Here is an 18,192-nt window from a genome sequence, read left to right on the forward strand (position 1 = left end):
ATTTGATGATTTATCAATATTTGAGATTTCTTTTACAAAATCAAGAAAGTACTAAAATCAAATTCATAAGAGCACATCTTAATTTAAAAAAAACTAACTAATTAAACCAAAAAATTAACTCAGATGAAAATCAAAACGACTTGGAAAATGCCATCCACGCCACCGAGCTTATTTGCCTTGAGTAAAAAGTTCAGTACAAGTGGATTGATTTGCTTATTTTTTCTAATGCTCTGCGCAAGAAGTGCTTATGCACAAACCAAAAATTCACAGGATCCCATAAAAATAACGGGAAAAGTAACGGATTCTAAAGGGTTGTCACTACCCAGTGCTACCGTTATTGAAAAAGGGACAAAAAATGCTGTGTCAACAGACTTTGATGGAACTTTTACTATCACGGTATCTTCTCCTCAGGCAATACTTGTATTTAAGTACATTGGAATGAAAGAGGTTGAAAAGCCTTTAAATAATGCTAAAAAAATAGAGGTATCGCTTGCAGAAGAAACCAGCGACCTGCAAACAGTTGTAGTTGTGGGTTACGGAACGCAGAAAAAAGCTTCGGTTGTAGGAGCCATAAGTACCATAAAACCTTCTCTGTTGCAGGTAGGAACTGCCCGTACATTAGGTAACAACCTGGCAGGACAAATTACCGGAGTAATGGCTGTTCAAAGATCTGGTGAGCCAGGTTATGACCAATCGGATATTAGAATTCGTGGAATCTCTACTTTTGCAGGATCAACAAATCCGCTTGTATTGGTAGATGGAATTGAAAGAAACCTAAATGACCTTGATCCATCAGAAATTGAGTCTTTCTCTGTTTTGAAAGATGCTGCTGCCAGTGCTGTTTATGGTGTAAGAGGTGCAAACGGGGTTATTTTGATTAATACAAAAAGAGGTTTTGTAGGTACTCCAAGAATGCAATTGAGAACTGAATATTCAGTTCAGGAGCCTACTAAATTGCCAGGTTTCATTGGTGCTGCTCCTTACATGAGTTTATTAAATGAATTATCTGGTACGCAACTATATTCTCAGGATCGTATTGAAAAAACGGCGAATAAATATGACCCTGATTTATATCCTGATGTAAACTGGATTGATGATATAACAAAAGATTATGCTTTTACGTCAAGGACTAATTTTAATGTTGCCGGAGGATCAGAAATTTTGCGATACGCATTAACTGTTTCTCATTATAACGAAAAAGGGATTCTTGCAGGAGACCCTAAACAAACGTATGATTCAGAAACCAAACTAAACAGAACAAATGTTCGTTCAAATGTTGATGTTAACTTATCAAAAACAACTTTATTGAGAGTAAATATTGGAGGTTTTTTACAAAATCTTAATAAAGGAAACAGCAGTACGGATGAATTATTTGGTTTTGCTTTTGAAACAACTCCTTTTGCGCATCCGGCTGTTTATTCAGACGGAACCCTTCCTAAAATTCCGCAACGACCAAATCCGTGGGCTGTAAGTACGCAGCAGGGATATTACAAACAGGGAGCCAGTAAAATCGAAAGTTTAGTTTCATTAGAACAGGATTTTAAAGCTGTTACTCCTGGTTTGAAAGCGAAATTTACTTATTCATTTGACTCTTTTTCTCAAAACAGAGTAACACGTGGTAAAACTCCTTTTTACTATAATGTTGCTACTGAAAGAGATCTGGACGGGAGTTTAATTAAAAGCAGGCTCGATAACAGTGGTCAGGAATATTTAGGATATACTACCTCTCAGGATTTTGGAAACAAACGTGTTTATCTGGAAGCAAGCACAACGTATAGCCGTACTTTTAATGGTAAACATGATGTAAACGGTTTATTGTTATATAATCAGGATGAATATCAGGATGATAGAGGTCCTCAGGCTTTCAGGCATCAGGGACTGGCAGGAAGAGCTTCTTATACTTTTGATCGTAAATATATTGCCGAATTCAATTTTGGATACAATGGATCAGAAAATTTCGAAAAGAAAGATCGTTATGGATTTTTCCCATCTGTAGCTCTAGGATGGATTGCAAGTGAAGAAAAATTTATGGAGCCATACAAAGACGTTTTTAATAAAATTAAATTCCGTGGTGCTTACGGACTTGTAGGAAATGATCAGATTGGGGCCAATAGAAGATTTGCTTATTTAACTACCATTAGTGATAATAATAATTCAGACTATACTTTTGGTACAGGAACCGGAGTGAAATTCGAAGGAATTGAGGAAGGTGAAATTGGAGTAGGAGGTTTGACCTGGGAAAATGTAGCCAAAGCAGATTTAGGTTTAGAATTAGGAATACTGAATATGATTGACTTGACAGTAGATGTATTTCAGGAAAAAAGAAAGGACATCTTTATTTCTAGAAATACTGTTCCAAGTCAGGCAGGTTTTATTAATGCACCGTGGGCCAATTTTGGAAAAATGGAAAACAAAGGGCTTGAAATCTCATTAAATATCAATAAACAAATAACACCTGATTTTTTTATGAGCTGGCGAGGTAACTTTACTTATGTTGAAAATAAAGTAACTGAAAGAGATGAAGCCGCTTCTTTAAAGGGGACTTACCGCTCAGCGACAGGTATTCAAAATAATACTTTGTGGGGGCTTACTGCAACAGGTTTATATACAAATGAAGATTTTGCTACTATCAGTGATAACCCTCAGCAAAATGTTTTAGCTCCAGGTATGCCTATACCGCAGTTTGGTGTAGTACGTCCGGGAGATATTAAATATAAGGATAGAAATGCTGACGGAATTATCAGTGGTTTAGACGAAGGTTATATAGGAGGAACAACTGACCCTCAAATTGTTTACGGTTTTGGAAATACTACAAAATACAAACAATTCGATTTTAGTTTCTTTTTTCAGGGTGTAGCAAAATCAGAAAGAATTATTGGTGGAGCTAATTTTATACCAGGAAGCGGTCAGGGTACTTTAGGAAATATTTATAGTAACTACAATGACCGTTGGACAGAAGAAAATCCAAGTCAGGACGTGTTTTGGCCTAGATTAAGTTATGGTACTAACGCAAACAATTCTGTTGCTTCTACCTGGTGGAAAAAAGATATGAGTTTTGGCAGACTGAAGACTTTGGAGTTAGGATATACATTGAAAAAAGCGGTAGCTGAAAAAATCAAATTACAAGGAGTAAGAGTGTATTGCAGTGGCAATAATCTATTCTACATCTCAGATTTTAAACTTTGGGATCCGGAGTTAGGTACATCAAATGGTTTAAAATATCCAACAACAAAATCTATCCTTTTTGGATTAGATGTAACCTTATAATTTAAAAAAAATGAAAATGAAACATATATATATCAGATCAATATTCCTTTTCTTAGGATTATTATTATCGTCATCTTGTTCAGATTACTTAGATAAAGAGAGCGATACTGAACTTACTCTTGATGCTGTTTTTCAGAGCAAAACAAAAGTAGAGAACTGGCTGGCTTCCTGCTATTCAAGGATTCCTGATCCTATCTGGGGAGGAACTGTTCGTCAGACCGGATGGGAAATCTTAGCTGATGATATTACTCCGTCTGAGAGATGGCGCCAATATGGCTGGGATGTAATACCATTTATATTGGGCGACTGGTCGGTAGGTTCGCAATGGGCACCAGGATACTGGAATGGACTTCCTCAAAGAATTAGAGAATGTAATATATTTATTCAGAATATCAAGCCATTACCTGAAGATGGTTTGACACAGGATGAGGTTAAGCTAATGATTGCGGAGTGTCGTTTTTTAAAAGCCTATTATTATACACTTTTATTAGATACTTACGGACCGATTCCTTTTAATCCGGATGCCATTACACCTGTTGATTATAATCTTTCAGATTTACAGGTAGGCCAGACTCCTTATGATGAAATCGTAACCTGGGCTGATAAAGAATTGAGAGAGGCTGCCCTGATTTTGCCAACCTCTTATTCAGATGGTAGAAAATTTGGACGCGCAACATCCATTATGTGCGAAGCTGTTAGGGCGAGAATGTTACTTTTTGCCGCAAGTCCGCTTGTAAATGGTAATCCTGAGTATGTTGGCCATAATACTAAAGACGGAAAGCCATTATTTAACCCAACCTATGATGCCAATAAATGGAGAATTGCTGCAGATGCCAGTAAAAAATTAATTATGGATGCAGAAGCTGCCGGTCATAAATTATATACAGAATTGAATGCAGCAGGAAAAATTGATCCTTTTATGTCTTGTCAAAACCTGCATCTTGTAGAGGCTAACAATGGTAATAAAGAAGTATTGTTTGCACGTCCAAGTGGTGATTACAGAGAGTATGACAGACATTCGGCACCAAGTGGAAATGGAGGAGCAGGCGGATTAGGAGTTACGCAGTCACTGGTAGATGCTTTTTTTATGGATAACGGTCTGCCAATCACAGATCCGTCTTCCGGATATGTTGAAACAGGTTTCTCTTCAGAAGATGGATACTGGACTGGCGGATCAACAAAATTTAATGAAGTTAAAAGCCCAGGTCTGGTTACAGTAGCAGGGACATATAATATGTATTGCAATCGTGAACCAAGATTTTATTTAGCAGTTAATTTTGATAAAGCCTGGTATACTGAAGGCGATAATGCCGGAAAAGATAATGGCAGAAAACTGGAATTTTTTAACGGTGGAAAAGATAATAATCATACGCATGATGCCCCGCAAAATGGTTATTTAGTAAGAAAAAGAACTGATCCGACAAGAAATCCGCGTTCAGGTTATTTTGCGGCACGCCACGGAATTCTATTTAGGTTAGGTGAGGTGTATCTGAACTATGCTGAAGCACTTAATGAATCAGATCCGGGTAATGCTGATATCCTGATTTACCTCAATAAAATCAGGGAAAGAGCTGGTGTAAGGACATATACAACAGGACCATCTGATGCTTCAAATATACATGTTAACAGTGATCAGGAAAGTATTAGAAAAATAATCAGAATGGAGCGCAGAGTTGAACTTTGCACTGAAGGAATACGTTATAGTGATTTAAGAAGATGGAAATTAGCAGAAACAGTTCTAAATGGTCCTTTCTACGGAATGAATTACAATGGTTCTAATGCAAATGATTTTTACAAAAGAACCGTTTATCAAAACAGAGTATACAAAAAAGCTTTTTACTGGTTTCCAGTATATTTAGCAGAAATTGAAAAGAATCCAAATTTAGTACAGGCACCTTTCTGGGACAAATAATTTAAACGAAACTAAAATGAAAAATATAAAAAATATTATCTCATTTATCATAATGAGTATCGTTCTTGTCTCTTGTGACGATAAAGGACTTGAGAATGCTGATTGGCTTAAAGAACCCAATTTTGATAATCCGATGACTTTAAGTCTTTCCGTTAACGAAGTTGTATTGGTAAAAGAAAATGAGGGACAAAATGCCATAACTTTTACCTGGACAAAAGGAAATGACAGGGGAGCCGGAACAAATTTGACTTACTTTTTCCGTATGGATATTGAAGGCAAAAATTTTGGTGAAGGTATGGAAGAGGATAATAGCAATTATACAACCATTACAGAAGAAATTCCGGAAGGCGTTTTTACTAAGTCCTACACAGTAAAGCAGTTAAACGATTTATTGTTGAAAAACTTTAAACGCCCTGGAGGTGTTGTAACAAACCTTCAGGTACAAATAATAGCAAGAGTAGATAATAGCAAACAGTTTCAGCTGCCTGAAGTATCTACATCCACTTTTTCTGCCACGAGTTATAGCCCTGGGCCGTTACCATTGTTTATGGTTGGAGATGCTATAAGCGGCAGCTGGGATTACAGTACAGGTACAAGCTTACCAGAAATTACTGAAAGAACAATTTATAATTATATTGGAAATTTTTCAGTAGGCTCATTCAAGGTTATTGAAAAACCGGGAAGTGAATTGCCTTCTTATGATCCTGCAGCGGGAAATACGCTTGTGTATAATGAAACTGATGCTAGAACTGCCGATAATGTTTTCAAAGTAGCTGAGTCAGGCCGTCATTCGTTATATATAGATATTGATCAGAAAACCTATGTTTTTGGATATGTGCCTTACGAAAATATTTATATGGTTGGAAATGCAATAACTGGTATAGGCTGGGATATTGGAAAAGCCAAACAAATGGCATGGGATCCTAAGAACCCTGAAGTTTTTTCATACAAAGGACAATTTGATGCGGGCGAATTTAAACTTTATACACAGCAAGGCAACTGGGGAGGCAGAGCTTTAATGCCTGCAGTAAATCTTACGAAACTCATACCTGATGCATCCCCAATACCAATGTCTTTGATGCCAAACGCTAATCCTGATAATAAATGGCTTATTGAAACGACAGGGAATTACGAACTTATTGTTAATCCTGCGAAAATGACTATTGCGCTAAAAAAACTGTAGATATAGTAATAAATATTTTCAGTTAATAAAATTGTCCCAACAAAATGAAGACAAAACTTTCCAATCTGATGTATTGGAAGGTTTTTGATTCTTTTTAGTATTTGTAATAATTATAATTTTCTAAGTAAACCATACAGGTGAATTTTAAGTTCTCTAAGTAAACGTTTGTCTACTGTTTGCTTAAATATTTATTGCTAAATATTAAAAAGCAATCACAAAAAATCCCTTAAAATAACGAAACAATTATGAAAAAAGGATTACAATTACTCCTATTGATTCCTTTATTGGTATTCAATGGACTTATAACCCGGAGTCAGACTTCACATATGACCGGGGACAATATTGCGGTATTTTATCCAAACAATTTTAATCCTTCAGGCACATTGCCGTCTCTGATTTTTATAAATGATCTTACCAATCAGGGCAGTGTTCCTGCAACATGGACCATAAAGCCTGTTTTTAGCATTGTAAATGGTAAAAGTGTAGTGAAAATTCCCTATACAGGAAGTATAGATTTTTATGGAAACGGAGAAGTAACAGGACCGCTGAGACGTAATGATACTCAGGTAACATTATGGAATAGCGAAGCACCAAATTACTGGATTGATAATGGTACCCGCCTCTATCAGTCCCATCCGTGGATTATGGGGGTTCGTCCTGACGGTACTGCTTTCGGAATTATTGCAGATCATACCTGGAAACAATCTTTTGTAATAACAAATCCGGTTACCATAACTTCGGATGGCCCTGAATTCAGAGTGATTGTTATTGAAAGAAGCAGTCCGCAGGAGTTATTAAAAACCCTCGCGGAGTTAACCGGTAAAATAGAGCTTCCTGCTTTATGGACACTTGGTTTTCAACAAAGCAGATTCACTTATACTCCGGACTCAAAGGTAAAGAGTATTGCTGATGAATTCAGGAATAGAAAAATCCCATGTGATGTAATCTGGATGGATATTGACTATATGGATCAATATAAAGTATTTACCTTTAATCAGGGTACATTTGGTAACCCTAAAGGGCTGAATGATTATTTGCACAGTAAAAATTTCAAAGCGGTGTATATGATTGATCCCGGCGTAAAAAAAGAAACGGGTTATTTTGTTTATGACCAGGGAAAAGCAGGCAACCATTGGGTACAAAATGCTGATGGTACAGAATTTAACGGTCAGGTATGGCCTCCTGTTGTAGCCTTTCCGGATTATACCAGGCCGGAAACCCGTACCTGGTGGGCTGGATTATATAAAAATTTCATGGCAACCGGAATAGACGGAATCTGGAATGACATGAATGAACCTTCTGTATTTGACACTCCGAACAAAACAATGCCTGAAACCAATTTGCACCGTGGAGGAGGTGGTTTGCCGGCAGGCACACATGCAAGGTATCACAACGTATTTGGTTACCTGATGGTCAAAGCCAGCCGTGAAGGCATCGTTGCATCTAATCCGGATAAACGTCCGTTTGTTTTATCACGCTCCAATTTTTTGGGAGGTCAAAGATATGCAGCAACCTGGACGGGGGATAATTCTTCTACTTGGGCACATTTAAAGCTGTCGATCCCAATGTCTATAACATTAGGACTTTCCGGTCAGCCTATTTCGGGTCCTGATATTGGTGGTTTCAACAACGATTGTACGCCTGATTTGCTGGGGCATTGGATGGCTCTTGGAGCGTATTATCCTTTCTCAAGAAATCATGCTGCTAACAACGCTGTTAATCAGGAACCATGGGTTTTTGGATCCAAAATTGAAAATGTTTCCCGCACAGCTGTGAATAGAAGATATCGTCTTCTTCCTTATATGTACACCTTGTTAAGAGAAGCTTCCCAAACAGGAATGCCTTTGATGAGACCTGCTTTTTTTGCAGATAATACTGATTTGAGTCTGCGAAATGAACAGCAGGCCTTTTTGGTGGGGAAAGATTTACTGGTTGTTCCGAGATGGGCTGTAAATCCGAATTTACCAAAAGGAAACTGGAATAAAGTAAAGCTTGAAAATACAGAAGACGATAAATATCAGGCCACTTTATATGTAAGGCCAGGCTCAGTAGTTCCAATTACTGATGTTGTTCAAAGCACGTCAGATTACAAAAGTGACAATATTACTTATCTGATCAATCCATTACAAGACGGAACTGCCTCAGGAGAACTTTACCATGATGATGGGGACGGATTTGGATACAAATCAAATGATTATGCACTTCACCGAATTAATGTGACAAAACACAACGCTGATTCATTAAAGATTGTAATCAATCAAATAGGAGGAAGTAAAAACATTAATCGTGTCAGCAGAATAGGATATGTTACAGATAACGGAATAGAATATTCTGAATGGTCAACTAATACTGTACGTTATATACCGATAATAAAAGATGAAAATCAGAACCCTGATTTAGGAATGATAAACACCATGTTTCTTAAAGGAAGCTTTAATGCAATTTTAGCTCCAATGGTAAATGTTGGCGAAAAGAAATGGAAGTTTGATTCCCTTAATTTAAAAGCGGGGCAGACATATACTTTCAAGTTTATTCAGAGTAAAAATGCAAACGGATTAGAATGGGGAGGCGCAACGGGCTTAACCGGAAAAGCCACACAAACAAATGATAGCAGTAATACAATTTCATTTTCTGTAAATACCGATGGTAATTACAGTATAACATTTGATGAATCCACATTAAATTATGTAATTCAGAAAACACCGGCAATCAATTCGCTATCGATTGTAGGGGATGCTACAGATCTTATGAATTTTGATATGCTGGGATTGCCAATGAATTAGTCCCTTGAAGATTTGAATGTTTTTACATGGACAGGTCATTTATTTACCAGTAATGGTAAAACGGAAGGGAAATTTAAATTTCACAGTGGTACAGGCGGACAATGCGATGATGTTTGGATTTATTCACTCTCAGCAGATCAGGCTTTAGCTTCAACATCAATGGTTATAGCAAATGGCTGTTCGTACCCGGATAACAAATGGAAAGTAAAAGCGGGGGAAAATGGTACATATAAGATAACTGTTAATACTGCTACAAAAGTAGTCAAGATAGAAAAGATACATGGATTTGCAACTTTGGCTATAGTTGGAGATGCTACATCAATAGGGTGGGATCCTAAGGGACTGCTAATGGATCATTCTCCGGATCAGCCAAATATTTTCAAATGGACAGGGAAATTAACAGCAAGTAATGGTACAACAGAAGGAACATTCAAGTTTCATTCCGGGCCTAATAATTTTTGCGATGATATTTGGCTGATGGCCACAGACGTAGATCAGGCTTTATCCGGAACTACATATAAAGTAGAAAACGGCTGTAATAATGATAAAAAATGGAAAGTTCGTGAAGGTCAGACAGGTACCTATAATATTACTATTGACGTAATAGCGAAAACAATAAAAATAGAACAGGTTGTAAATTCTCTGTCAATAGTTGGTGATGCTACATCAATAGGATGGAATCCAAAAGGAATTCCGATGCAGCAGTCTACTGAGAATATAAATGTTTACACATGGACAGGAGTATTGTTGGCAGGGAATGGCAGTACTACAGAAGGAAAATTCAAGTTTCATTCCGGCTCGAATAATTTTTGTGATGATATTTGGCTGAATGGTACTGTTGCCGATCAATCGCTGTCTGCAAACTCATTTATAACAGTAAACGGATGTGCTTCAGATAATAAATGGCAGGTAAAGCCTGGAGAAACCGGGATTTACAAAGTAACTGTGAATCTTGGAACTCAAAAAGTAAGTTTTCAAAAAACACAAGTTCAGTCGCTTTCCATTGTTGGTGACGCCACTTCTGCCGGCAATGATACGAAAGGCTTATTGATGGAACAATCTGCAACGGATTTAAATATTTTTATCTGGACAGGAATACTAGCGGCTTCAAATGGCAGTACTGATGGAAAATTCAAATTTCATTCAGGCACTGGCAGCTGTGATGATACATGGTTGTACGCATCAGTAGCAGACCAAACACTATCCGGAACCGCATTTACAAAAGCAGCAGGCTGTACAGCTCCTGAAAATATGTGGAAAGTACCTGCAGGAGGAACAGGAACGTATAAAGTGACGGTTAATTTGGGAACTAATAAAGTAAGTATTAAAAACATTTCTGGAAATCTTGGTCAGCCTGATTTTACTAAGGAAGAAAGTTTTATTTATCCAAATCCGGTAAAAAACACACTTTTCTTTAATATAGATATGAAAGGAATTCAGGTTCGTGTTTTTTCTCAAACAGGAAGTTTGGTTATGGAGCAAAACACAAAGGATAACAGTTTAGATGTTTCGGATTTAGCAAAGGGAATTTATTTTGCTGTTTTTGAAAAAGAGAGTGAAAAAATTACGAGACAATTTATAAAGAAATAATGTGACAACATGTTTTTAAAATAACAATTAAGTTAATGTAAACATCTCTAAAAATGCCCTTTAAAATTCAAATAAAAAGGTAACTTTTTAGGGATGTTTTAAAAATAAAAATTATGATACGAATTTTACAAAAAAGTTACAATCTGCCTGATCAGCTAAAATTACGCCTTGCCGTCTTTTTTATGTTGATGATTTTCGCTGCTCCGGTACAGGCACAATTAAGTGGTAATCCGTTGTTTTCCGGTGCAGATCCTGAAATTCATTATTTTAACAACAAATATTACATCTATCCTACGGCGTCGGCAGGGAAACAATTTCATGCTTACTCATCGGTAGATTTGACAAACTGGACAGATGAAGGGGTAATTTTTGATATTGGTCCCCAATGCAGCTGGGCCGAAAATAATGGCTGGGCTCCCGGAGTTGCATTCCGAAATAATAAATACTATTTCTATTATACGGCAGAAGTTAAGATTGGGGTAGCAGTGGGGGATTCCCCAACTGGTCCTTTTACAGATTTAGGTGCGCCGCTTATCGGAACAGATCCATTTACAGATGATATTATTGATGCCATGGTATTTACAGATGATGACGGTCAGGCATACATTTACTACGGAGGTTCTGGCAAAAGCAAACTGGCAGTACGTAAATTAAATCCGGATATGATTAGTTTGTCTTCGGCATCAACCAACATAACACCTCAAAATTATACCGAAGCTCCTTATATGGTAAAGCGCAAAGGAATTTACTATATGATGTATTCTAATGGATATTGGGGTAACGATTCCTATAATGTACAATATTCAACATCCAATTCTCCTATGGGGCCATGGAGATATCGCGGAACTGTACTTAGTTCCAATGTACAGGATAAAGGACCGGGACACCATTCTGTTATAAAAATGGGTGATTGCGACGAATATTATATTGTGTACCATCGTTATGAAAATGCATCCAGCGGGGACAGAAAAGTGGCGATTGACCATATGTATTTTAATGCAAATGATTTAATTGAACCGGTAAATATGACTAATTATGGTGTGAAGCCAAGAGTACCGGATAATTCATGTTCTGCATTGCCTGTAGCACCAATTGTTTCGGGAGGTATTTACAAATTGACGCACAAAGGAACGACGCAGGTTTTAGAAGTGGCCAACAATAGTAATCAGCCGGGCGCTAATGTACAGCAGAATACCGACAATGGTAATGATTCGCAGCGTTGGGTTATTACGCTTGAGTCGAATGGGTTTTATAAATTGACTCACAAAGGAACCAATCAATGTTTGGAGGTAGATAGTAACAGTAATCTGCCTGAGGCAAATGTGCAGCAGGGAACCACTGGTACAGGAAATGATTCTCAGTATTGGAGTTTTGAAAAGATGACAGACGGTTATTTTAAGCTGACCCATAAAGGAACCAATCAATGTCTGGAAGTAGATCAAAATAGTAGCGCTCCTCTTGCTAATGTGAGACAAAATACAGACAATGGAAGCGATGGACAGCGGTGGAAACTGGAATTAATCGATGTTCCAATTGTTTCTGGAGGATTATACAAATTAACACATAAAGGAACGAATCAGGTTATTAGTGTAGACAGGGATCTTACGACACCGGGAGCCAATGTTCACCAATGGACAGACAGTGGGAATGTGGATGCTCAGCGTTGGTATATTACATTAGAAAGTGATGGATTTTATCAGTTGAAACATAAGGGAACCAACCAGGTTTTGGATGTTGTTAACAATAGCAGTAATGACGGTGCCAATGTACACCAATGGGATGATACAGATAATGATGCCCAACGCTGGAAAATTGATTTAATGCCTGACGGTTATTTTAAATTAACGCACAAAGGCACTAATAAATGTCTTGATGTTGCCGATGACTTTGCTGAGCCGGGAACTAATATTCAGCAGTGGTCAGATTTTAATAACAATGCCCAGCGCTGGAAACTGGATTTAATACCGGATGTAAATCCGGTAATTGGTACCGGAACCGGTTTGTCAGCGAATTATTTCAACGGAATGAACTTTGAAACATCTGTATTGAACAGGGTAGATGCGACCATAAATTTTGACTGGGCTTTTGGTTCTCCTGCTTCGGGTGTAGTAAATGCTGATCGTTTCACAGTGCGCTGGACAGGTCAGGTGCAGCCAAAATATAGTGGCGAATATACTTTTTATGTAACCAGTAATAACGGAAGAAGACTTTGGATCAACAATCAGTTAATTATTGATAAATGGCTGGATGACACAGGAGAAAACAGAGGAAAAATTTACCTGGACGCTGGCCAGAAATACAATATCAAATTAGAATATTTTGAAAACACCAGCGCCGCTACCTGTAAACTCGAATGGTCAAGTTTCCTTCAGGGCAGGGAAGTGATAACAAAGTCGCAGTTTTATGAAACGACTTTAGGGATTAATGAGCAGCAGTTAAGCCATCAAATTATGCTGACAAATCCTGTAGATCAGCTATTGCATATTACGTCAGATATTGATTTAGCAGCAGCAGATATGAAAATATATGATATCCAGGGCAGACTAGTGAGTAATCCTTTAAAGTTCTACAACGATTTATATGTCGGAAATCTGACATCAGGCCTTTACATACTGCAGATTCAGCTAAACGGAGCCAGATATGTAAAGAAATTTATTAAAAAATAAACTCCGAATAAAAAGCATATACTTCAAATTAAGGATTAGATTATAATGTGGCTGTTAGGTTTAATGAAATAATTTGAAGTATGGATTGAGATTAATTTTAAAAGTGAATATGAAAACAAAACAATTTTTAGTTACCATTTTTTATCTTGCGTCGGCTGCTCTATCGGCTCAGGAATACAAACCTGAAGCCAATCCACAAGCAGTAGTTGTTTCAGGAAATGCGAGATTTACAGTACTTTCACCCCGCGTAATCCGTATGGAATGGAACGCAGACGGTAAGTTTACAGACAATGCTTCATTAACGTTTGTAAATCGAAACCTTCCCGTGCCAACTTTTAGTAAAAAAGAGAGCAAGGGTGAATTGCAAATTGCTACCGATGTGCTAAAACTTAAATATAAAACAGGATCAGGTAAGTTTAACGACAAAAATTTAAGTGTAGATTTTATTGTAAATGGTAAACCTGTTTCATGGAAACCTGGTTTGGCGAACAATAAAAACTTATTAGGAACAACCCGTACTCTGGATGGAGTTGACGGTCCTGCCAAAGAACTTGAAAAAGGAATTATCTCACGCGATGGATGGTATATGATAGACGACAGCGAGCGTCCGCTTTTTGATAATTCGGAGTGGCCATGGGTAATGGCACGTCCCGGAGATAAACCACAGGATTTATACCTTTTTGCTTATGATTCGAATTATAAAGCGGCTTTAAAAGACTATACTGATATCGCAGGTAAAATAGCCATGCCTCCACGATTTGCCTTTGGTGCCTGGTGGTCAAGATACAGGGAATATTCGGATACTGAATTCCGTGACCTTGTGGGTGAATTCAAAATGCACGATGTGCCGCTTGATGTTTTTGTAATTGATATGGACTGGCATATTAAATCATTACCTGAATTTTTCAAAAACGGACAGAGACAAAGAGACCAGGCTGGAGAAGATTCAGGATGGACCGGATTTACATGGAACAAAAATCTGTTTCCTTCTCCTGAAAAATTTTTGAAATGGACCAATGAGCAGCATCTAAAAACGTGTCTGAACCTTCACCCGGCTTCAGGAATACAGCCTTACGAAGAAGCATATCCTGAAATGGCGAAAGCAATGGGAATCGATCCGGCTTCAAAAAAATATGTGCCTTTTGATATTACCGATAAAAAGTTTGCAACTAATTATATGGATCTTGTATTACGCCCTATCGAAAAAGCGGGAGTAGATTTTTGGTGGTTAGACTGGCAGCAATGGGGAAGTACCAATATTCCAGGTGTTAATCCTACGATTTACTTAAATTATGTACATTATAGTGATATGGAACGTCAGAACAAAGTGCGTCCATTAATTTTTCACCGTTGGGGAGGTTTAGGAAATCACAGATACCAAATCGGATTTTCAGGAGATACGCATGTAACCTGGGAGTCATTGAATTACCAGCCTTATTTTACGGCTACTGCTGCGAATGTAGGATTTGGTTACTGGAGTCATGATATTGGAGGACATCAGGGCGACGCCGGAACTGCTGAGCTTTACACCAGATGGATTCAGTGGGGAATCTTTAGTCCAATATTCAGAACACATGCAACGGCTGCACCTCAGCACGAAAGACGTATCTGGGCTTACCCAATCGACAATTTCCTTATTATGAGAGAGGCGTATCAGCTGCGATATTCACTGGTTCCTTATTTATACAATGAAGCACGTAATACTTATGAAACAGGAGTTTCTACCGTTCACCCAATGTATTATGATTATCCAAAAGAAGAGAATTCATATACTATCCCAAACCAATATATGTTTGGTCGTGATATGGTTGTGCATCCTATTACAAAGCCTATCGAAAAAGGAAATGTATTTTTATCACATGAAACGTGGTTACCGGAAGGAAAATGGTATGAATGCAGTACCGGGAGCATCATAAAAGGAGGCAGAAAAGTTACAATGCCTTTCACTATAGGTGATATTCCTGTTTTTGTAAAAGAAGGAGCCATTATTCCGATGCAGTCAAAAGTTGAAAGAACGGATGAAAAACCATTAAATCCGCTGATTCTTTCTTTTTACCCGGGTAAAAAAGGTGCTTTGAAATTGTATGAAGATGAAGGAAATAATAACAATTTCAAGAAAAACGCTTTTAGTTTCACACCTGTGACTTCAGAGCAAACCGGAAACAAAATGAATATTGTGATAGCTCCTGTCGAAGGATCTTTTCCTGGAATGCTGGCGTCAAGAGGTTACGAACTTCGTTTCCCATGTTCATTTCCTCCAACAGCGGTATCAGTAAACGGACAAAATATTCCGTACAGTGAAGAACCCAAAGTGGGCAGATGGTCTTATGCCGGAAACGATTTTGAAACACGTGTTTATTTACCGGAATCTCCAACGAATACAAAAGTTGCTGTTGAGGTTCAATTCCCTGACTACGATCAACAACTTCTTTCAGGTAAAAAAGGACAAATCAAATACATGAAAAATTTCGAAGCATTCCGTTTGTTAAATAATTGGAATGACGGATTGCACAGTCCTTTTGAAATTATGTCTCTTTCACAATTTGGTCAAAATCTGGAGTATAATATTGCAGATATGAAAAAAGAAATTGATGGATTTTCAGATCGTTGGAATAACGCGCTTCTAACTATTCAGTCTGTCAGCGAAGCAGATAATGTATACAAACCATATTATAATTTGCTTAAAATCTACGGTAAAATTGCCGAAAGACCAGAATTTGCCAGTAATGCTACCGAATTAGACTCCGATACAAAAGCAAAAGTAGCGTTTGTACAAAATGGTACTGATAAAATTTACTATACAACAGACGGTTCTATTCCAACACGCAGTTCTCAACTGTATACAAAAGCATTTGAAGTGGCAGTTCCGGCTCGTGTAAATGTGATTGCTGTTCCGGCAGGTGAGGGTTCTCAAAGTTCTGTTGTTTCAAAAATATTCTATAATAAAAAGACAGGTTTAAATTATAGTTTATATAAAGGAAGATGGAGTAAAATGCCTGACTTCAGTAAACTTACCCCGGTTGATAAGGGATTTGCCCCTGATTTTGATCTGAAGAAAATTAAACATGATACATACAATTATGGTTTAGTGTACAATGGATTCATCAACATCCCGGAAGACGGAAAATATACTTTCTATATGGCTTCTGATGATGGAAGTAAATTATATATCAATAATCAATTGATTATCGATAATGATGGTTTACACGGTTTTGACGAAAAGAAATCCGAAGTAACACTGAAGAAAGGTCTTCTGCCTATTCGTTTAGAATACTTTCAGGAAAGTTACGGCGATGGGCTTTCTGTTGATTTTTCATCAGATAAAATTACCAGAACAAGTCTTTTTCCTTCAATTTGATAGTGTTACAGGACTTATAGATTAGATTTAAATTCAAAGTAAAAGTCACATTTAAAAAAATGTGGCTTTTTTAATTTGATGCTGGATTACAGTATTTTGCATCATAAAAATTCCATGATATTATTTTTTTTAGGTAAAAAGAAAACCAAATCCTATAGTACAGCGTAAATCATCTTATAACTTAAAACATTCATTATGAAAACTAGAAAATTTTTAGCAGCAGCAGTTTTAGCTTTAGGATTTGCATTTACATCAAACGCACAAAAAACAGTAATGGTTGGCGGAGCTGCCATGTATCCGAGTAAAAATATTATTGAAAATGCTGTAAACTCAAAAGATCATACCACATTGGTTGCAGCAGTAAAAGCGGCGGGATTAGTAGAAACATTACAAAGTAAAGGACCATTCACTGTTTTTGCTCCAACAAACGCAGCGTTTGATAAATTACCAAAAGGAACTGTAGAAACATTATTAAAACCGGAGAACAAAAAGAAACTTCAAACCATTCTTACTTACCATGTGGTTGCCGGAAAAATGAACGCTTCTGACATTGCAAAAGCAATAAAAATGGGTAAAGGAAAAGCAACGCTTAAAACTGTCAGTGGTGGAACTTTAACAGCCTGGATGAAAGGTAAAGACTTATACATCTCAGACGAAAGTGGAAACAAATCTAAAGTTACAATTGCTGATGTCAATCAGTCAAACGGTGTAATACATGTAGTGGATACTGTATTGTTACCAAAAATGTAAAATAAAAATATAAGGTTAATTGATTTTTTTATAAGTGTTTTAAGTCCCGGTTTTATTGTATTAATGAAACCGGGACTTTTAAATTATATCTTCTTAACGTATTGCGTAATAATGACAATTTGCTGACCATCGACTTTTCCTTCAATATATTCAGCATTTTCATGGTCCAGACGTATGTTACGAACAGCAGTTCCTTGTTTGGCAACCATACTGGATCCTTTTACTTTCAAATCTTTTATTAAAACAACAGAATCTCCGTGCTGTAAAACTACGCCGTTGCTGTCGCGATGAACCAGTTTATTTTCGTCATCTTCACCTTCGCCCGTAGCTTGTGCCCATGCCAGAGTATCTTCGTCTAAATACATCATGTCAAGTAGTTCCTGAGGCCAGCCGGCAGAACGCATACGGCTTAACATTCTCCAGGCCACAACCTGAACCGGAATGTTTTCATTCCACATACTGTCATTCAGGCATCTCCAATGATTTAAATCGACATTGTCCGGATTTTCAATTTGGTCAATACAAGTGCTGCAAGCTAATACAGCTTCATCAATACCTCCTTTTTGAGTCGGTAAAACCTGATATGCTTTTAGGTTTTCTTCTGCGCCGCAAAGTTCACATTTAGATCCGCTGCGTTTATTTAATTCTCTTTCGATGCTCATGGTTTGATTTTTATTTGAGGG

At 37.4% G+C, this 18,192-nt stretch carries 9 protein-coding genes; 8 read left to right on the plus strand and 1 reads right to left on the minus strand.

Annotated features, from left to right (window positions below; all coding sequences use genetic code 11):
- The first annotated feature begins 123 nt into the window (after positions 1 to 123).
- The 8 genes from K8B81_RS08180 (at position 124) to K8B81_RS08215 (ending at position 17,509) form a co-directional block, all read left to right on the plus strand.
- A complete protein-coding gene (locus K8B81_RS08180) occupies positions 124 to 3,267 on the plus strand; it encodes a SusC/RagA family TonB-linked outer membrane protein (protein ID WP_223680723.1) in 3,144 nt (1,047 codons plus the stop codon).
- Positions 3,268 to 3,283: 16 nt separating this feature from the next.
- Entirely contained in the window at positions 3,284 to 5,179 is a 1,896-nt protein-coding gene (locus K8B81_RS08185; RefSeq protein ID WP_223680725.1) for a RagB/SusD family nutrient uptake outer membrane protein, read from the plus strand.
- Between the two features lie 16 nt (positions 5,180 to 5,195).
- Positions 5,196 to 6,362, plus strand: a complete 1,167-nt coding sequence (locus K8B81_RS08190; RefSeq protein WP_223680727.1) for a SusF/SusE family outer membrane protein — start codon at positions 5,196 to 5,198, stop codon at positions 6,360 to 6,362.
- 245 nt (positions 6,363 to 6,607) lie between these two features.
- Positions 6,608 to 9,145, plus strand: coding sequence for a TIM-barrel domain-containing protein (locus tag K8B81_RS08195; RefSeq protein ID WP_223680729.1), 2,538 nt, complete (start codon positions 6,608 to 6,610; stop codon positions 9,143 to 9,145).
- Positions 9,146 to 9,157: 12 nt separating this feature from the next.
- Positions 9,158 to 10,735 (plus strand): T9SS type A sorting domain-containing protein, encoded by a 1,578-nt coding sequence (locus tag K8B81_RS08200; protein ID WP_223680731.1) that lies wholly within the window; start codon positions 9,158 to 9,160, stop codon positions 10,733 to 10,735.
- A gap of 113 nt (positions 10,736 to 10,848) precedes the next feature.
- Positions 10,849 to 13,401 (plus strand): RICIN domain-containing protein, encoded by a 2,553-nt coding sequence (locus K8B81_RS08205; RefSeq protein WP_223680733.1) that lies wholly within the window; start codon positions 10,849 to 10,851, stop codon positions 13,399 to 13,401.
- Positions 13,402 to 13,510: 109 nt separating this feature from the next.
- Positions 13,511 to 16,759, plus strand: coding sequence for a TIM-barrel domain-containing protein (locus K8B81_RS08210; RefSeq protein ID WP_223680735.1), 3,249 nt, complete (start codon positions 13,511 to 13,513; stop codon positions 16,757 to 16,759).
- A gap of 195 nt (positions 16,760 to 16,954) precedes the next feature.
- On the plus strand, positions 16,955 to 17,509 hold the full coding sequence (locus K8B81_RS08215; protein ID WP_223680737.1) for a fasciclin domain-containing protein: 555 nt from the start codon (positions 16,955 to 16,957) through the stop codon (positions 17,507 to 17,509).
- 83 nt (positions 17,510 to 17,592) lie between these two features.
- Here the strand turns inward: K8B81_RS08215 and K8B81_RS08220 are convergent, their stop codons facing one another.
- Entirely contained in the window at positions 17,593 to 18,171 is a 579-nt protein-coding gene (locus tag K8B81_RS08220; protein ID WP_223680739.1) for a PhnA domain-containing protein, read from the minus strand.
- Positions 18,172 to 18,192: the final 21 nt, after the last annotated feature.

Source organism: Flavobacterium hibisci (genome assembly GCF_020026925.1).
Lineage (GTDB): Bacteria > Bacteroidota > Bacteroidia > Flavobacteriales > Flavobacteriaceae > Flavobacterium > Flavobacterium hibisci.

Coding starts and splice junctions, on each gene's coding strand:
- K8B81_RS08180 (WP_223680723.1), top strand. CDS start 124: ATGAAAATCAAAACGACTTGGAAAATGCCATCCACGCCACCGAGCTTA.
- K8B81_RS08185 (WP_223680725.1), top strand. CDS start 3,284: ATGAAACATATATATATCAGATCAATATTCCTTTTCTTAGGATTATTA.
- K8B81_RS08190 (WP_223680727.1), top strand. CDS start 5,196: ATGAAAAATATAAAAAATATTATCTCATTTATCATAATGAGTATCGTT.
- K8B81_RS08195 (WP_223680729.1), top strand. CDS start 6,608: ATGAAAAAAGGATTACAATTACTCCTATTGATTCCTTTATTGGTATTC.
- K8B81_RS08205 (WP_223680733.1), top strand. CDS start 10,849: ATGATACGAATTTTACAAAAAAGTTACAATCTGCCTGATCAGCTAAAA.
- K8B81_RS08210 (WP_223680735.1), top strand. CDS start 13,511: ATGAAAACAAAACAATTTTTAGTTACCATTTTTTATCTTGCGTCGGCT.
- K8B81_RS08215 (WP_223680737.1), top strand. CDS start 16,955: ATGAAAACTAGAAAATTTTTAGCAGCAGCAGTTTTAGCTTTAGGATTT.
- K8B81_RS08220 (WP_223680739.1), bottom strand. CDS start 18,171: ATGAGCATCGAAAGAGAATTAAATAAACGCAGCGGATCTAAATGTGAA.